The following is a 16,952-nucleotide window of genomic DNA, read 5'->3' on the forward strand; positions in this document are numbered from 1 at the left end:
CAATGCTGGCCCTGCGCCGCGTGACTCCACGGCGCGCCGCGCGGAGTCTGCACGGTGTAGTTTTCGATCATGGAAATTGCGTACTGACTGCGGTTCGTCGTCATGCCCCCCTCTCCCGCCCTCCTTGCCGAAGCGGCGCAGGCACTCAACCGCCGTCAGCCCGAAGCGGCGATGCCCCTGCTCGAACGTTTCCTGGTGGGTAGCCCAAGCGCACCGGATGCCCTGTTCATGCTTGGCCTTGCACACGTGATGCGTGGCACGAGCAGCAACGCCATCCCGTTGCTGCGCCAAGTCGTGGCGCAGCAACCACAGCACGCCGACGCCCACATGTACCTCGGCTGCGCACTACAGGAGATCGGCGGCTTCGACGAGGCGCTGCGCCATTTGGGCGCGGCCTGCGAGCTGACGCCGCAGCGGCCGGCCGTCTGGTACAACCTGGGCAAGGCGCTGAAGGAACAAGCCCGGCTCGATGACGCAGCCGGGGCTTTCGAGCGTGCGCTCGCACAGGACGCGAACCACGCGCTGGCCCGCATCGGCCGGGCCGACGTCGCCACCATGCGTGGCGATTTCGAGCGCGCGGTGGCCGACTACCGGCACGTGCTCCAACTGCAACCCGACCGCGCCGAGGCTTGGCACGGGCTGGCCAACCTCAAGACCCGAGCACTGGACGCGACCGATGCCGAACAGATCCGGCACGCCCTGCAGCGCCCCGGCATCCCGCCGGATGCGCGGGTGCTGCTGGGCTTCAGCCTGTATCGCGCGCTCGAGGATCAACACGATTACGCCGACGCCTTCGCGGCGCTCCGCCAGGCCAACGACGACCAGCGGCGGCTGGTGACATGGGACGCCACTGCCGAGCACGCGACGGTCGATCGCATCATGGCGGCCTTTCGCGGCGTGCAGCCCGCCCCGGTGGAGCCGGAGCTGGGCTGCGAGGTCATTTTCATCGTCAGCATGCCGCGCTCGGGCTCGACGCTGGTGGAACACATCCTTGCCTCGCACCCCGAGGTCGAAGGCGCCAACGAGATCCCCGATCTGGCCCAGGTCATCGCGGACGAATCGCAGCGTCGCGGCCAGCCGTTTCCGGGTTGGGCCGGCGCGGCCACTCCCGCCGACTGGCATCGGCTGGGCCGCGACTACCTGGCCCGCACCACGCGCTGGCGTGAGCAGCGTCCGCGTTTCACCGACAAGAACGTCGCCAACTGGCCGCTGCTGGGCGCCGCACGCCGCATGCTGCCCGGCGCAAAAATCATCCACTGCCACCGCGACCCGGTGGAGACCTGCTTTTCCTGCTACCGGCAATTGTTCCGGCACGGCCTGCACTACAGCTACAACCTGGACGAGATGGCCGAGCGCTACCGCGACTACGAACGGCTCAGCACGTTCTGGCTGGCACGCCATCCGCAGCACATCCTCGATTTTCCGTACGAAACCCTGGTGCAGGAACCCGAAACCCAGATCCGCCGGCTGCTCGCCTTCTGTGAACTGCCGTTCGATGCCGCTTGCCTCACACCCCACCGCACCCGGCGCGAGGTGCTCAGTACGGCCAGCGCGGCGCAGGTGCGGCAGCCGATCCACGCCGATACGACCCACAGCGCTCCGTATCAGGAATGGCTGCAACCCCTTCGCGAGAAATTGGCGCACTGAAAACAATCAAGCCGCCGGATGACCGGCGGCTTGATTTCCTGAAACCTTCCCAAGTCCACGCCACCCGTCTTGCCGGTGACGTGGAATGGGGGAGACAAGTGGCTCAGAAGTCGTACTTGACGTTGAATTCCATGTAACGCGGGGCCTCGGTGGAGGCAGCGGTGTGGTACACGGGGTTGTACAGGAACGTACCCGAATTGTTGCCACTGGCGCCGCCGCCATTACCGATCGCGTACTGGGTGTAGTACAGCGTCGCCTTCTGCTCGTTGAACACGTTGTGCACTTCCGCCTGCAGGGTAAGGTGCTTGTTTGCCCAGTCTGGCGTGTAGGTCACGCTCAAGTTGAGCTGGTGGGTCCACGGGGTGTGGCCGCTGGTGCCCGGAGGCGACCCTGCACCGCCATAACCCACGCCGGTGGCCGACATGGCGCTCGGTACGCCACCGCAGAAGTGCTGATACGGGCCGTTGTACGCATCCGCAAAGATGGTGTTGCCGAAACCGCTCAGGCAGACATTCGGCGCCCCCGACTGCATGATGAAGGTGCCACTGAGCGTCCACTCCGGCGTAACGGCATACGAGCCGAAGGCCTTGATGGTGTGACGATGACTATTGGCCTGCTCACCGTTGGCGTAGGCCATGAGGTCCGGGAAATCCCACTGCGCCGTGGTCGAGCCGGAGAACCCGCCATTCCGCTGGTTGGTGATCTGCCCGATCGGCGTGTCAGTCGGGCCTTCGGTGCTGCCGTACGACTTGGAGAACAGGTAGTCGATCTTGCCGAACCACTTGCCGTCCCAGGTGTGCTGCAGATAGGAATCCAGGGCGTAATACCTGCGCGACGGCTTCGGGAACCCGATGAACGGCTGGCCCTGCGTGTAAACACCATTGCCCGTGTTCGGATTCCACGTGATCGGGCCGCCGGGCTGCGGGATGTAGTTGGTCTTGCCGGGATTGACCAAGCCTGCGATCGCATTGCCGTCGGCGCAACCACTGTATCCCTCGACGCAGACATCGGTGTCGTCAACGAGGTTGCCTGCCTTTTCGAAGGTTGCCTGCTCGCCCCACACCAGACCGGTATCGCCGAGCATCTTCTGGAAGCCCAACACATACTCGTCCTGATACTGCGGCTTGAGGTTGGTCGAGGCGTAATCCTTGATGTTGCCGGGGACGCCGTTCTCGCCGTCAGACGAGAAGTACCCCGCCGGCGTACCTGGCGCCTGGTTGGTGATGGGAAGCGCGGCCAACCCGGTCGGGATGCCGGTCGGCGTCATGCCGCTATAGGTGTAGACGATGGTGCCGTTGATCGAGCCAAACGCCGAGTTGCGTGCCGCCAGGCCCGCCGGCAGCGCCAAGTAGTAACGCCCCGCGTTACCGAAGACCTTGAACGTGCTGTCACCAAACACATCCCAGCTGAAGCCCAGACGCGGCGCCCATTGCGGGCTGGTTTCCTTCACGTAGGCAACGCCACCCGGGCCGGTGTTCTTGAACTGGTCATTGCGCAGGCCAAGGTCAAGCAACAGGTTGGGGGTAACCTGCCATTTGTCTTCCACGTATTGCGCCTTCTGGCGCGCCGCAATCGAAACGTTCTGGCTTACCAGGCTCTCGACGACGTAGTTGCCATAGCCCGGGTTGCCAGCGAAGGGCGAGTTGGAGAACTCGGACGGGATGCCCTGCACGTAGTTGTAAGAGCCGCCGCCAAGGATCGACGTGCCATCGTCGTCGTCGCGGTACTGCACGTTGTCGATACCGAACTTGAGATCGTGGTCGGCCGTAACCCGCCAGTCGAAGTCGAGGCGCATGTTGGCGGTCTTCGTGGTGTGGCCAGGGTTGCCGATGGTGGTGTCGACAAGGTTCGGGACCGAGACGCCCGCCGGTACGGCCACACCCGGACCGAAGGTCACGGGCGCCGCGGCCGCACCACTCAAGCTGCTGTAGTACTGCCCGCTCATCAAGCCGTACATCGCTTCGAGCGTAAGGTTGTCAGTGATGTAGGAGGTGTACTTCAGGATGCCGATCTTGAACGTATCCTTGGTCACCACACCCGGGCCATACAGGTTTGCAACCTTCTGGTTCGTGTAATCGTAGTTGTAGAAATTGTTGCTGAGCTCCTCGTCCTTGGTCTGGACGCCGGTGAGCTCCAACACGTTGTTGTCGTTGATGTTCCAGTCCAGCTTGCCGTACATCTTCGGACTCTTGTTGCTGGTCGACTCGAAGAAACCCTGCGGTGACGTTATGCCGTAGTTTTGCAACCCGGCCTTGTCGCTGTTGTGCTGCCACTCGGCCGTAATGAAGAAGAACAGCTTGTCCTTGATCAGCGGGCCACTGACGTAGGCGTCATATACCGCCTCCCAGTTGCTGTTCTGCTTCTTGCCCGCCTGGATCTTGCGATAGCCAGGCGCATAAGCCGTGGTGCCCTGGCTGGGCGCGAGGAATGGCGTGCCAGTGTTGTCCACGGCACCCACCGGCGTCCGCGGATTGTTGTAGTACACGTTATCGAAGTTGCCCTGCGCCCACGACGGGCGGTACGACACGTACACGCCAGCATGGAAGTCATTGCTGCCGCGCTGACCGATCTGACTGATGACGCCACCGGTCGAACGGCCAAATTCGGGGCCGTAACCGGAAGTGATGGTTTGCTGCTCGGCAATGGCAAAGAACGGCAACGCAACACCGCCGGCACCACCGATGGGATCGGTCGTATTGAAACCGTTGAGATAATAGGCATTTTCCACGACGCTGTTGCCGCCCATGGAAACCAGTGGCGTACCCGTCGGACCGGTGCCGAGGGTGGAGCCGCCCATGTTCACGCCCGGCGCCAGCAAGGCGATCGCCTCAGCGCTGTGGGCCAGCGGCAAGGTCTTCAACTGCTGTGCCGTGATGACCGATGTCTGGCGCGTGGACGACACGTCGATCGCCGGCAGCGAGTTGGCGGTGACCGTCACGCTGGACAGGTTTTCGACGTTCTTGCCCCCGGTAGCGGTGGCGAACGGCACTTGCGTACCGCCGCTCACGCTCACCGTGACGTTGTTGCGCGTGGCAACTGCATTGCCCTTCTGCATCAACGACACGGTGTATTGACCCACCGGCAACTGGTTGGCGCCGTAACGACCATCGCTGCCAACCGCCACCTCGCGGGTCAGGCCGGTCTGGTTGTTGACGATGCGTACCGTCTCGCCGGCGGTGACCGGCGCGGTGCCGAACACCGAACCGGTGGTGGCCTGGCCATAGGCCAAACCGGTGAACCCCAGACCCACGGCCAGTGCGGTGGCCAGGGCGTTGCGGCGGTAATGGTTATCCCGCGTTAAATGCCTGCTCATTATTTGCTCCCCGGGAACGTCCCGATAAGTTGCATGAAGACCGGCTACACCGCTTGCCTTTGAACTGTCGCCGCATCTGCCCGCGTTCCCGTTACGCGCCCAGGCGTTCGATCAGTCATGTGCTACGCGATGCATTACCTGCCGCCACCGAGTCTTCGACGCAATCAAGCTAGTTTCTTGAAAATCACTGGTCAACACTTTTTTATCATATTGCCTTTATTAAGTATTCATATAATCCGCAACCTAATTCGATTTACAAGTTAATGCGTTCCTCTTTCGCAAGTTCCCTATTTCAATGTGTTTTATCTTGCGCAACAAAGCGTGCCTTGTTGCGCGAAAAAAGAAGGGGTCGGGATGCGTATTCCACCTACGGAAAACGCATCCCGACCCCGGTTTTCAGCCCGGTTTTTTTCGGTTTTACTCGTCCTCGTCGATATCCCCGAACCGCAAATGCTTGACGCTGCGACCATTGCGGCGCACGAGCTTGAGGGCTTCGATGCCGATGCGGACGTGGGCATCGACAAATTTTTCGGTCACCTTGCGATCGCTTGCCGTGGTCTTCACCCCCTCGGGAATCATCGGCTGGTCGGACACCAAGAGCAGCGCGCCGGAAGGAATGCCGTTGGCAAAGCCGGCGGAGAACAAGGTGGCGGTCTCCATGTCCACCGCCATGCAGCGCGTGCGGCGCAGGTAGGCCTTGAACTTCTCGTCGTGCTCCCACACCCGGCGGTTGGTGGTGTAGACGGTGCCGGTCCAGTAGTCGTGCCCCAGGTCACGGATCATGGTGGAGACCGCGCGCTGCAGCTGGAACGCCGGCAGCGCCGGCACCTCGGGCGGCAGGTAGTCGTTCGACGTGCCTTCGCCGCGGATCGCGGCGATCGGCAGGATGAGGTCGCCGATCTGGTTCTTTTTCTTGAGCCCGCCGCATTTGCCCAGAAACAGCGCAGCCTTGGGCGCGATGGCACTCAAGAGATCCATCGCCGTGGCCGCATTGGGACTGCCCATGCCGAAGTTGATGAGGGTGATGCCGTCGGCGGTGGCGTTGGGCATCGGGTGCTCGCGGCCACGCACCTCCACCCCGTGCCACTCGGCAAACAGATCCACGTAGTGGGCAAAGTTGGTCAGGAGGATGTAGTCCCCGAACGCTTCCAGCGGGGTGTCGGTGTAGCGCGGCAGCCAGTTGGTGACGATTTCCTGCTTGTCTTTCATGAAGGACGCCTGGTTCGATGGGCCTCCGCGCACGGAGGATGCCGGCGACGCCACGTCGGCGGGGAACGGATATGGCTTCCCATTATGTCTGCTTGCCGCAGGCGGTCGGAACCTGCCGCGTGCATGCTATGTTGGAGGCGTTACGAGGGGGGGGAGGAAAACACATGCGCATGGGAGTCACCATGGACGCCGCCTGCGACCTGCCGCAGGCGTTCATTGCCGAGCACGGCATCACCGTGTTGCCGATCGCGGTCAAGATCGATAGCGACACGTTCATGGACAACCGTGACCCGGCCGAGATCCAGCGCTTCATCAACCGCCGGCTGGGCAACCGCAGCCACGCGGCGGAAACCGAGCCGACCTCGGCCGAGGACGTGCAGAAGCTGTTTCTGGACAAGCTGGTGCTCGAACGGGACTGCGTGTTCTGCCTGACGATGACCGCCACGCGCAGCCCGATCCACGACAACGTGGTGCGCGCGAGTTTCGCGATCCTGCGCGAGTACCGCGAGCGGCGCGGCGCGGGCGGCAGTACCGCACCGTTCCTGATGCGCGTGATCGACACCCGCAACATCTTTGCGGGCGCTGCGCCGGCCATCTGGGAAGCGGCGCGCCTGATCGCCAGCGATCAGCCGCCGGCCACGATCCGCGAGCGCCTGAACAATGTGGCCAACCACAGTTACGGCTACCTGGTGCCACGCGACCTGTACTATCTGCGCGCCCGCGCCAAAAAGAAGAACGACCGCAGCGTGGGCCTGTTCAGCGCCATGCTGGGCTCGGCGCTGGACATCAAGCCGATCCTGCGCTGTTTCCAGGGCGAAACCGGGCCGGTGGGCAAGGCGCGCGGCTTCGAGCAAGGCGCGCAAATGCTGTTCGACTACGCCGCCCGCCGCGTCCGCGCCGGCCTGCTGGTGCCGATGGTGTGCGTGAGCTACGGCGGCGACCTCGCCGTACTCGAGCACCTGCCCGGCTACGACGGCCTGCGCACCGCCTGCGCCGACACCGGCGTGACGCTGCTGGAAGCGGCGATGAGCATCACCGGCATGGTCAACGTCGGCGAAGGCGCGGTGTCGCTCGGGCTGGCTGCCGAGGAGCACGTGGCGGATTTCTGATCGGGATTTTTATCGGAATCTGGGATTGGGGATTCGGGATTGGGGATTCGCAAAAGCGGGCCCGCTCGTCTGCCGACGGCTGGCCCAATCCCGAATCCCGTATCCCCAATCCCGGCTCCTAGAATCCGAAATTGAGAAACCCGCCGTCCACGCCGACGACCTGGCCGGTGATGTAGCTCGCCGCCGGCAGACACAGAAAGGCGATGGCAGCGGCGACTTCCTCCGGCTCGCCGACGCGTTTGAGCGGGGTGCGGTCGAGCACTTCCTCGAGGTAGTCCTCGTCGGCCAGTGCCTCGTCGGTGCGCCGGGTGCGGATGTACCACGGCGCCACCGCGTTGACGCGGATGCCGTCCACCGCCCACTCCGCGGCAAGGTTGCGCGTGAGCTGGTGCAGCGCCGCCTTGCTCATGCCGTAGGCCGCGCCGGTGCGCACGTGGGTGATGCCGGAGACCGAGCCGACGTTGACGATGGCGGCGTGCGCATGCTGCACCAGGTGCGGATGCGCGAGCCGGCACATCTCGAAGGCGGCAAACAGGTTCAGCTCGAACACCTCGCGGTACTCCTCGCCGGTGTAATCGAGCGCCGCGCGCGGGAGGTTGCCGCCGGCGTTGTTGACCAACAGCGACAACGGCAGCCCGAGATCGCTGACCCAGTCGAACACGGCAAGCCGGTCCTCACCGTCGGCGAGGTCGGCGGCCAGCGCATAGACCCCCACCTGCGGATACTCGTCGGCCAGCTCGCCGCGCATCTCCTCCAGCCAGGCCTCGTCGCGTGCCACCATCAGCACGTTGGCGCCGCGGCCGGCAAGCTCCTGCGCGGTCGCGTGTCCGATGCCGCGGCTGGCGCCGGTAACCAGTGCGGTGTGGCCGGCAAGCTGCCAGGCTTCGCTGCGAGCGTTCATGCCGTGACTCTACACGATGCGCTTGCGGCCGCACCGGGGCCGCACGACACTTTCCGCCTGCCTGCGTCGGGGATCGCCATGAAGACACTGCCGTTGTTGATCTGCGTCGGCCTGCTGGCCGCCTGCTCCGGCAAGGCGCCGACACCGCAATCCACGCCGCCGCCCGCCACCAACGCCGCGCGCGTCGCCACCCCGTGGGATGCGATGAAGGCGGACGAACAACGCGCGAAGGATGTGCAGAAGGTGGTCGACAAGCAGGCCGAAGCACAGCGCAAGGCGATCGACGCGCAAACGCAATGACCCGCGATGGCCACCGGAGAGGCGCAGCGACGCGCGGTTTTCCATCCACACGGCGGCCATCGAATCCAGACCCGGCGTGAAGGATGACGAGGGCAGCGCAACGGCAAGCGTTGGCGTCGTTATCGTCTTTGTCGTTTAGCCGCCTTGACGGCCAAACGGCTTGCACATCGTGCACCATGCCGGCATCGTGCACGGCATGCCCACACCCGCCACGCCTCTGCTTGATATCGACGCCGCCACCGTGATGCGCGGCCAGCAGGTTGCGCTCGATCATTTCAGCCTGCGCATGGCCGCCGGCGAACACACCGTCATCCTCGGCCCAAACGGCGCCGGCAAATCGACGCTGGTGCAACTCATCGCCCGCCAGCTCTACCCACTGGCCGAGCACGATGGCCGCTGCACGGTGCGTGTATTCGACCGCGAACGCTGGAACGTGTCCGAGCTACGCGGCTTGATCGGCATCGTGTCGCCGACGCTGCAGCGCGACTACACCAGCGACGACCCGGTGGAAGTGTTCGATGCCGTGGTCTCCGGCTTTTTCGCCGCGCGCGGGCTGGCGCTCGACCTGCATGCCACCGCCCCGCAGCGCGAACGCGCGCGCGCCGCGCTCGACCAACTGGGCGCCAGCCACCTGATCGGCCGGCCGATGGCCAGCCTGTCCACCGGCGAGGCGCGCCGCGTGCTGATTGCCCGCGCGCTGGTGCACCAGCCACGCGCGCTGCTGCTGGACGAGCCCTGCGCCGGCCTCGACCTCGCCAGCCGCCGGCGCTTTCTCGAACACCTGCGCACGCTCGCCCGCGGCGGCACCACGTTGCTGCTGGTCACCCACCACGTGGAGGAAATCCTCCCCGAGATCGATCGCGTGCTGGTGCTGAAAGCCGGCCGCGTGCTGCACGAAGGCCGCAAGGCCGCGACGCTCACCGACGCCGTACTCGGCGATGCCTTCGGCATGTCGGTACGGGTGCGCGAGCGGGATGGGTGGTATGGGGCGTCGTTGGCGTGAAGCCGGCCCAGCCGCCTCAACGCACCTCGCACAAACAATACGCATACACGTTCGGCACGCCGGCCTTGGCCTCGCGCAGCAGTGACCATTCGGGCACCAGAGCGTGCACTTGCGCGAACCACGGCGGCAGGCGCACGCCCCAGGATTGCAAGAGCCGCACACCGGCGTTCTGGCTGAAGCCGACGAGGAAGCGCTCGAAGCGGCCAAGCGGCGCCTGCTGGTAGCGCACCGGATACCCGACGGGGAGTTTCGCCAGGCCGGCGGCGTCGGTCACTGCATCGCCGAGGCCACCGAGTTGATCGACGAGGCCGCGGTCCTTCGCCTGCGCGCCGGTCCACACGCGGCCCTGGGCAATCGCATCGATCGCCGCAAAATCCTTGCCGCGCGCCTTGGCCACGCCGCCGACGAAATCGCGATAGCCCTTGTTGATGATGGCCTGGATCACGCCGCCCACTTTCGGATCGAGCGGGCGACTGATGTCGAAGGCGCCGGCCATCGGGCCAGTGGCGATGCCGTCGCTCTTGACGCCGAGCTTGGCCAGCGTGCCGGGCACCGTGTAGTACATGCCGAAGATGCCGATCGAGCCGGTGATGGTGTTGGGCTCGGCGACGATGCGGTTCGCATTCATCGAGATCCAGTAGCCGCCACTGGCTGCCACGTCGCCCATCGAAACCACCACCGGGATGCCCGCGGCGCGGGTCAGCGCCACCTCGCGGCGAATCTGCTCGGCGGCATACACCTCGCCGCCGGGCGAGTTGACGCGCAGCACCAGCGCCTTCGTGTGCTTGTTCTCGCGCGCCGCCCGGATCAGCGCCGCGGTGGATTCACCGCCAATCGCGCCCGGCCCGCGCTTGCCGCCGACGATGTCGCCCTCGGCCACCACCACCGTCACCCCGGACTTGAGCGGTTGCACCTGCGCGGGCTGGTCGGCGAGGTAGCGCGTCATGTCGACGGAGCGGAAACCGTGACCATCCTTGCCCGCCGGCACCCCGGCCTTGCGCAGCTCGGCGATCAGCTCGGCACGGGTCGCGGTGCCGTCGATCAGGTGTTCGTTCTGCGCCAGCTGCGCGAGGTCGCCCTGAGTGCTGGCAATGGTCTGCGGCAGATCGTCGACGTCGGCGCGCAGCGTGGCCGGGTCGACTTTGCGCAGCGTCGCCACCTCGCTGAGCCAAGTGCCCCAGATGCCGCCCATCCAGTAGCTATCGGCCTGCTTGGCGGCATCCGAGGCGTGGTCGAGGATGTATGGCTCGGCAGCGCTCTTGAATTCGCCCACGCGGAACAGGTGCACGTCGACGCCGAGCTTGTCGAGCAGGTCCTTGTAGAACAATCGATAGTTGGCGAGCCCGGTCAGCATCAGGCTGCCCTGAGGATCAAGCAGCACGCGGTCGGCATGCGCCGCGAGGTAGTACTGGCTCTGGTCGAAACTCGCCGCCCAGGCAAGCACCGGCTTGCCGGTGGCGCGAAAGCGGTCGAGCGCCGCGCCCACCTCGCGCAACGCCGCATAACCGCCAGCCTGCAGGTCCTCCGGCAACAGCAGGATGCGGCTGATGCGCTGGTCCTTGGCGGCCGCGTCGATTGCGGCAACGAGGTCGCGCATGCGCACCTGCTTGGCCTCGTCGCCCGACAGCCGCGCCAGCGTGCGCTGCATCGGGTCGATGCTGTACTGCTCCACCAGACGGCCCTGGGGTTTCAGCACCAGCACGCTGTTGGCCGCAACCTCCCCTGCAGTCCGGTTGCCGGCGATGCCAGCGGCGATCAGCAACACGAACAGCAGCAAAAAGCCGAAAAACACCACGTTGATGATGGTCAGCCGCAGCAGGTTCAAACCGTGGCCGATGCCAAGCAACATGCGCCAGAAACCACGCCGGGACGGCGGTGCATGCGGCGAGGAGGAACGCGGCGGCAGGGGTGGCACGGGCATGGGCGGCATCCGGAGAAACAGCCGCTAGCGTAGCGGCTTGCGCCGCCGTGCGTCAGGCGTGGACAACCACGCTGGTGGTGTCGTGCGAACGCCGCCAGCGCTCGCGCCACGCGCTGCGCCAGAACCGCGTGAACAGCATCACCGCCGCGACGGTCAACCCCGCGATCAGGCCGATCCACACCCCGCGCGCGCCGAGGTCGTCGCGGAAACCGAGCACCCAGCCGATCGGCATGCCCACGCCCCAATAGGCGAACAGGGTGATCGCCATGGGCACGCGGGTATCTTTCAGCCCGCGCAGCGCACCGTTGGCGGCGACCTGGATGCCGTCGGAGAACTGGAACACCCCGGCCAGCACGATGAGCTGCGCCGCCAGCGCGATCACCTTCGGGTCGCGGGTGTAAAGCGCGGCGATCAGGTGCGGAATGCCGAGCATCAATGCCGAAGACAAAAACTGCGTCGCCAGCCCGAGCCCGATGCCGCAGAAGCCGGCGTAGCGCACGCCTTCCGCATCGCCGCGCCCCACCGCGTTGCCGACGCGCACGGTGATCGCCATCGCCAGCCCGAGCGGAATCATGAAAAACAGCGAGGCGACGTTGATCGCCACCTGGTGGCTGGCCACTGCGTCCTCGCCCAGCGTGCTGATGATGAGCGTGGCGGCGACGAACAAGCCGGCTTCGGCCAGCAGCGTCACCGCCATCGGTGCGCCGATGTGCAGCAGCGCGCGGATGCGCGGCCAGCGCGGCCACTCGAAGCGCGCCATGAGGTTCAGCCCGCGATAGTTGCGGTGCTTGCCGACGTAGATTGCAAACCCCGCCATTTCCAGCCACAGCACGGTGGCAGTGGCGATACCGCAGCCGTGCGCGCCCTGCGGCGGAATGCCAAGCTTGCCGAACATCAGCACGTAGCCCAGCGGGACCAGCACCAGCAGCCCGCCAAACCCGAAATACATCGACGGCCGCGTGAGCGACAGGCCTTCGGACAGCCCGCGCAGCGCAAAGTAGGTGGTCAGCGCCGGTGCACCCCAGCTGATCGCCAGCAAAAACCGCTCCACGTCGTGGCGCAGGCTGGGCGCCACGCCGATCATGTCCAGCAGCGGCCCGGCATGGCGTACCGCAAACCACAGCAGCGCGCCCATCGCCAACGCGAGCCACAACGCCTGGCGAAACACCGCGCCCACCTCGCCGCGGCGCCCGGCACCATCGAGCTGGGCGATGGACGGCGGCACCGCCATCATCACCCCGATGCCGGCAACGATCGCCAGCGACCACACGCTGGCACCGACCGCCACCGCGCCCAGCACATGCGCGCCGACGTGCCCCGAGAGCACGGCGTCGACGACATTGCTGCCGACGGCGGCCAGCTGGGCAAGGATGAGCGGGATCGCAAGGCGCACGGTGGCGCCGATCTCGCGGCGCACGCGCGCGCGATCGGGGTGCAACGACTTCATGGAAACGAGAACTCCGGCAGGCCCTCATTCTAGCGGAAACGCCCTTCGCCACCGGTCCCCAGGCGGCTTGCGGTGCGGCGTTTTGCACAGCACCAAATACTTGTCAAGCAATTGAAGCGACGAACTTGGAATACCGTATGCGCTCCTTTTTTGAAACGTAACGTACTGATGCGAAACAACATTTCAGATTGATGAATTCCTGCCCACTGCGTCAAGAAGGGCGATTGCATGCGCTTGGCGCGTCGTCGTCAACGCGTCATCCACAGACTTGTCCACCGGTTCTGTGGATAAGCGGAAAAACCTGCGCGGGGGCAAGACTTGCGCAGCTTTCCTCAAGCTTTCGGCAGCACTGTGCTGCAAGTCGTCATCCGCAGCCGCGCAGCGCGACGCCGGTACACTGGTCGGCATGATGCCCGCCGTCCTGCGCGTCGCACTACCGGTGCCGTTGCCCACGTTGTTCGATTACCTGCCGCCTCTTGGCGGCGAGTCGCCGGCGCCCGGTTGCCGCGTGCTGGTGCCGTTTGGGCGCGGCACCGCCGTGGGGGTGGTCGTCGCCAGCCAGGTCGCCCCCAGCGTGGGCGCGGCAAAACTGAAACCCGTGCACAAGCTGCTGGACCAAGCCCCGCTGCTCGACGCCGAACTGATGCGCACCTTGGCATGGGCCGCCGATTACTGGCTGGCAGCACCCGGCGAGGCGTATGCGAATGCACTGCCGCTCGCGCTGCGCGAGGATCGCCCGCTGCCACCGTTGGGCGAGCCGTGTTGGGCGCTGACACCGGCCGGACAAAGCGCACTCGATGCCGGCAGTCGCCGCGGCGGCAGCCGCGCGTTGCTCGCGGAGCTGGTCGCCGGCGCGCTTGGCGCCGGCGAGCTGGACGCCTGCCTGCCCGGCTGGCGCGCGGCGGCACGGCGGCTGGTCGCCGCCGGCCTGATCACCCGTGCGGAGCGCGCGGCCACCCAGGCACTGCCGCGCCACCCCGGCCCGATACTGGGTGCCGAACAAACCGCCGCGGTGGCGGCCGTCGGCGCCAGCCTCGGACGCTTCCAGCCATTCCTGCTCGACGGCGTGACCGGCAGCGGCAAGACCGAGGTGTATCTCGCGCTGATCGAACAGGCGCTGGCGCAAGGCCGGCAAAGCCTGCTACTGGTGCCGGAGATCGGGCTGGCACCGCAAACCCTGCACCGCCTGCGCAACCGGCTCGGCATACCGGTCGAAGTGCTGCATTCGAACCTGCCCGACGGCGAGCGCGCGCAAGCTTGGCTGCGCGCCCGTGCCGGCACCGCCAAGGTCATCCTCGGCACCCGTTCGGCGATCTTCACGCCGCTGCCGCACGCCGGGTTGATCCTGGTCGACGAAGAACACGACGCCGCCTACAAGCAGCAGGACGGGTTTCGCTACCACGCGCGCGACCTGGCCGTGGTGCGCGCGCGCGCGCTCGGAGTGCCGGTGGTGCTCGGCTCGGGCACGCCTTCGCTGGAGTCGCTGGCCAACGCGCAAGCCGGCCGCTATCAGTTGCTGCGCCTGCGCGCCCGCCCCGCCGCGGTTGGGCCGCCGCAGGTCGAGATCGTGGACATGCGCGCGCAGCGCCTGGAACATGGCCTGTCGCCGGCACTGCTTGCCGCGGTTGGCGCCACCGTGGCGCGCGGCGAGCAGGCGCTGGTGTTCAAGAACCGCCGCGGCTATGCGCCGGTGCTGCTGTGCCACGCCTGCGGCTGGCACGCCGATTGCCCGCACTGCGAGCGGCCCCTGACCTTGCACGCGACCCGCCGCCTGCTCATGTGCCACCACTGCGATTACCGCACGCGGGTGCCGCCAGCCTGCCCCGCCTGCGGCGCCGCCGGCCTCAAGCCGCTGGGACAAGGCACCGAGCGGCTGGAAGAGGCGCTGGCCACGCACTTCCCTACCGTGCCGGTGCTGCGCATCGACCGCGAGACCACGCGTCGGCGTGATGCGTTCGAGCACCTCCTGGGCAAGCTGCAGCGCGAAGACGGGCCCGCGATCCTCGTCGGCACCCAGATGCTGGCGAAGGGCCATGACCTGCCGAATCTGACCCTGGTCGCCATCGTCGGCGTCGACGAGGGTTTGCTCAGCGTCGATTTCCACGCCAGCGAGCGGCTTGCGCAGCAACTGGTGCAGGTGGCCGGGCGCGCCGGGCGCGCAGCCAAACCCGGCCATGTGTTGTTGCAGACCCACCACCCGCAGCACCCGCTGCTGCGCCAGTTGCTGGCCGAAGGCTACGCCGCCGCGGCACACGCACTGCTCGATGAGCGCCGCCGCGGCGCCTTGCCGCCCTATGCGAGCCAGGTGCTGCTGCGTGCCGAAGGCCGCACCTGGGTCGAGGTGGACGCATTTCTTGCCGCCGCCCGCGCCACCCTGCCGGCCGGCAAAACGATCACCGTAGCCGGACCGATGCCGGCGCCGATGCCGCTGCGCGGCGGGCGCCAGCGCGGGCAGTTGCTGCTCGAAGCCGCCACGCGCGCGGCCTTGCATGGGCCGCTGCGACCATGGGCCAGCGCACTGGGCAAGTTGCCGACTGCACGCAAGGTACGCTGGTCGCTCGACGTCGACCCGATCGACTTGTATTAGGCGCGTGGGCACCGCTGCGCGCGTCGCTCCACAAAGCGCCCGGCGATGTCCAGTTCCCTGTTGTCGGACTGAACTCCGACCCACGAAGGCGCTGTTTCCCGGTGGGTCGAGCTCCAGCCCGACACGCGATTGACTGGCGGGTACAGCGGTATGCGCCCCGCGCCCGTCCGACCTTGACGCAAGTCGATGCTGCGGCGCGTCACGCACCTTACACTCGATCCGATTCTTGCGATCGGAGCACCGGCATGCCTGCGCAGTTGCCTCACGTCCTGGTCCTCGGCGGCGGTTTTGCCGGGCTTTCCACCGTGCGCACGCTGGCTGGTGCGCCGACGCGGATAACCTTGGTCGACCGGCGCAACCACCACCTGTTCCAACCGCTGCTGTATCAAGTCGCCACGGCCGGCCTGGCGGCGCCGTCGATTGCGGCGCCGCTGCGCCAGATCCTGCGCGGCCAGCGCAACGTCACCGTGCTGATGGACGAGGTCGTCGGCATCGATCTCGCCACGCGGCAAGTGCGGCTCACGCGCGAAACGCTGGACTACGACTATCTGGTAGTGGCCACCGGCGCCACCCACGCCTACTTCGGGCACGATGACTGGGCACCCTTCGCGCCAGGCCTGAAATCGCTCGACGACGCACTGGCGATCCGCCGCCGCGTACTGACCGCTTTCGAGCGCGCCGAGCAGGCGCCCGACCCCGTGCGCAGGCGTGCGTTGCTGAGCTTCGTCGTGGTCGGCGGCGGCGCCACCGGCGTCGAGCTTGCCGGCACCCTGGCGGAAATCGCGCGGCATACGCTCACCGGCGAGTTCCGCCGCGCCGACCCGCGACAAGCATGCGTATTGCTGGTCGAAGCCGGGCCGCGCCTGCTGACCGCGTTCGACCCGGCCCTCTCGGCCAAGGCGCAACGCCAGCTCGAACGTCTCGGCGTACAGGTGCGGCTCGGCCAGGCGGTCACCAGCGTCGACGCGGATGGCGTGCGCGTGGGCAACGAACAGATCGCCGCACGCACGGTGCTGTGGGCCGCCGGCGTCGCCGCCTCGCCGCTGGGCCAGTGGCTGGATGCGCCGCGCGACCGTGCCGGCCGGGTGCTGGTCGAAGCCGACCTCAGTTTGCCTGGACACCCCGAGGTGCTGGTGGCCGGCGACCTCGCCAGCATCCGCTGCGACGACCGTCCGGTGCCCGGCGTCGCCCCAGCAGCCAAGCAGATGGGCGTGCATGCCGGTCGCCTGATCGCCGCGCGCCTGCACGGCGAGCGCACACCGCAACCGTTTCGTTACCGCGATGCCGGCGCGCTGGCGACGATCGGCCGGATGGCGGCGGTGGCGCAGTTCGGCCGCGTGCGGTTCTCCGGCCTCGTCGCGTGGTGGGTGTGGCTGGGCGCGCACATCTGGTTTTTGATCGGCTTTCGCAACCGCATGGTGGTGATGCTCGACTGGGCTACGGCGTACTGGACGCAGGCGCGCCATGCGCGCATCGTCACCGGGCGCGGCGAGCACGAAAAAGGCGATTAAGGGC

11 protein-coding genes are annotated in these 16,952 nt (G+C 66.7%); 6 read left to right on the forward strand and 5 right to left on the reverse strand.

Going from position 1 to position 16,952, the window contains the following annotated elements; translation table 11 throughout:
- The first annotated feature begins 102 nt into the window (after window positions 1-102).
- Window positions 103-1,647, forward strand: a complete 1,545-nt coding sequence (locus AC3WP6_RS14465; RefSeq protein ID WP_492628313.1) for a tetratricopeptide repeat-containing sulfotransferase family protein — start codon at window positions 103-105, stop codon at window positions 1,645-1,647.
- Between the two features lie 103 nt (window positions 1,648-1,750).
- On the opposite strand, the gene AC3WP6_RS14470 is transcribed toward AC3WP6_RS14465, so the two are convergent.
- Together AC3WP6_RS14470 and AC3WP6_RS14475 are read right to left on the reverse strand one after the other, a co-directional pair.
- Window positions 1,751-4,960 (reverse strand): TonB-dependent receptor, encoded by a 3,210-nt coding sequence (locus tag AC3WP6_RS14470; RefSeq protein WP_492628314.1) that lies wholly within the window; start codon window positions 4,958-4,960, stop codon window positions 1,751-1,753.
- A gap of 417 nt (window positions 4,961-5,377) precedes the next feature.
- The gene (locus AC3WP6_RS14475) at window positions 5,378-6,169 is read right to left on the reverse strand and encodes an AMP nucleosidase (protein ID WP_492628315.1); all 792 of its coding nucleotides are present in this window, start codon (window positions 6,167-6,169) and stop codon (window positions 5,378-5,380) included.
- A 164-nt stretch (window positions 6,170-6,333) separates the two neighbouring features.
- On the opposite strand from AC3WP6_RS14475, the gene AC3WP6_RS14480 reads away from it, so the two are divergent.
- Entirely contained in the window at window positions 6,334-7,278 is a 945-nt protein-coding gene (locus tag AC3WP6_RS14480; RefSeq protein ID WP_492628316.1) for a DegV family protein, read from the forward strand.
- A 118-nt stretch (window positions 7,279-7,396) separates the two neighbouring features.
- On the opposite strand, the gene AC3WP6_RS14485 is transcribed toward AC3WP6_RS14480, so the two are convergent.
- Window positions 7,397-8,179 carry an SDR family oxidoreductase gene (locus tag AC3WP6_RS14485; protein WP_492628317.1) on the reverse strand — a complete coding sequence of 261 codons (783 nt, stop codon included), beginning with the start codon at window positions 8,177-8,179 and terminating at the stop codon, window positions 7,397-7,399.
- Between the two features lie 78 nt (window positions 8,180-8,257).
- Here AC3WP6_RS14485 and AC3WP6_RS14490 point away from each other — a divergent pair, with 78 nt between their 5' ends.
- Window positions 8,258-8,479 (forward strand): hypothetical protein, encoded by a 222-nt coding sequence (locus tag AC3WP6_RS14490; protein WP_492628318.1) that lies wholly within the window; start codon window positions 8,258-8,260, stop codon window positions 8,477-8,479.
- A 196-nt stretch (window positions 8,480-8,675) separates the two neighbouring features.
- The gene (locus tag AC3WP6_RS14495; RefSeq protein WP_492628713.1) at window positions 8,676-9,482 is read left to right on the forward strand and encodes an ABC transporter ATP-binding protein; all 807 of its coding nucleotides are present in this window, start codon (window positions 8,676-8,678) and stop codon (window positions 9,480-9,482) included.
- 16 nt (window positions 9,483-9,498) lie between these two features.
- On the opposite strand, the gene sppA is transcribed toward AC3WP6_RS14495, so the two are convergent.
- Together sppA and AC3WP6_RS14505 are read right to left on the reverse strand one after the other, a co-directional pair.
- Entirely contained in the window at window positions 9,499-11,403 is a 1,905-nt protein-coding gene (sppA, locus tag AC3WP6_RS14500) for a signal peptide peptidase SppA (protein ID WP_492628319.1), read from the reverse strand.
- Between the two features lie 52 nt (window positions 11,404-11,455).
- Window positions 11,456-12,850, reverse strand: coding sequence for an MATE family efflux transporter (locus AC3WP6_RS14505; protein WP_492628320.1), 1,395 nt, complete (start codon window positions 12,848-12,850; stop codon window positions 11,456-11,458).
- Between the two features lie 409 nt (window positions 12,851-13,259).
- Here AC3WP6_RS14505 and AC3WP6_RS14510 point away from each other — a divergent pair, with 409 nt between their 5' ends.
- Both AC3WP6_RS14510 and AC3WP6_RS14515 read left to right on the forward strand, forming a co-directional pair.
- Complete coding sequence (locus AC3WP6_RS14510; RefSeq protein ID WP_492628714.1) at window positions 13,260-15,437, forward strand: primosomal protein N'; 2,178 nt, start codon at window positions 13,260-13,262, stop codon at window positions 15,435-15,437.
- Window positions 15,438-15,682: 245 nt separating this feature from the next.
- Window positions 15,683-16,948, forward strand: coding sequence for an NAD(P)/FAD-dependent oxidoreductase (locus AC3WP6_RS14515; protein ID WP_492628321.1), 1,266 nt, complete (start codon window positions 15,683-15,685; stop codon window positions 16,946-16,948).
- Window positions 16,949-16,952: the final 4 nt, after the last annotated feature.

The sequence above is a fragment of the Rhodanobacter sp. FW106-HT46G03 genome, from assembly GCF_058789895.1.

Bases quoted from the DNA above. Each gene is read 5' to 3' on its own strand.
- AC3WP6_RS14465 (WP_492628313.1), top strand. From the start codon at position 103: ATGCCCCCCTCTCCCGCCCTCCTTGCCGAAGCGGCGCAGGCACTCAAC.
- AC3WP6_RS14470 (WP_492628314.1), bottom strand. From the start codon at position 4,960: ATGAGCAGGCATTTAACGCGGGATAACCATTACCGCCGCAACGCCCTG.
- AC3WP6_RS14475 (WP_492628315.1), bottom strand. From the start codon at position 6,169: ATGAAAGACAAGCAGGAAATCGTCACCAACTGGCTGCCGCGCTACACC.
- AC3WP6_RS14480 (WP_492628316.1), top strand. From the start codon at position 6,334: ATGCGCATGGGAGTCACCATGGACGCCGCCTGCGACCTGCCGCAGGCG.
- AC3WP6_RS14485 (WP_492628317.1), bottom strand. From the start codon at position 8,179: ATGAACGCTCGCAGCGAAGCCTGGCAGCTTGCCGGCCACACCGCACTG.
- AC3WP6_RS14490 (WP_492628318.1), top strand. From the start codon at position 8,258: ATGAAGACACTGCCGTTGTTGATCTGCGTCGGCCTGCTGGCCGCCTGC.
- AC3WP6_RS14495 (WP_492628713.1), top strand. From the start codon at position 8,676: ATGCCCACACCCGCCACGCCTCTGCTTGATATCGACGCCGCCACCGTG.
- sppA (WP_492628319.1), bottom strand. From the start codon at position 11,403: ATGCCCGTGCCACCCCTGCCGCCGCGTTCCTCCTCGCCGCATGCACCG.
- AC3WP6_RS14505 (WP_492628320.1), bottom strand. From the start codon at position 12,850: ATGAAGTCGTTGCACCCCGATCGCGCGCGCGTGCGCCGCGAGATCGGC.
- AC3WP6_RS14510 (WP_492628714.1), top strand. From the start codon at position 13,260: ATGCCCGCCGTCCTGCGCGTCGCACTACCGGTGCCGTTGCCCACGTTG.
- AC3WP6_RS14515 (WP_492628321.1), top strand. From the start codon at position 15,683: ATGCCTGCGCAGTTGCCTCACGTCCTGGTCCTCGGCGGCGGTTTTGCC.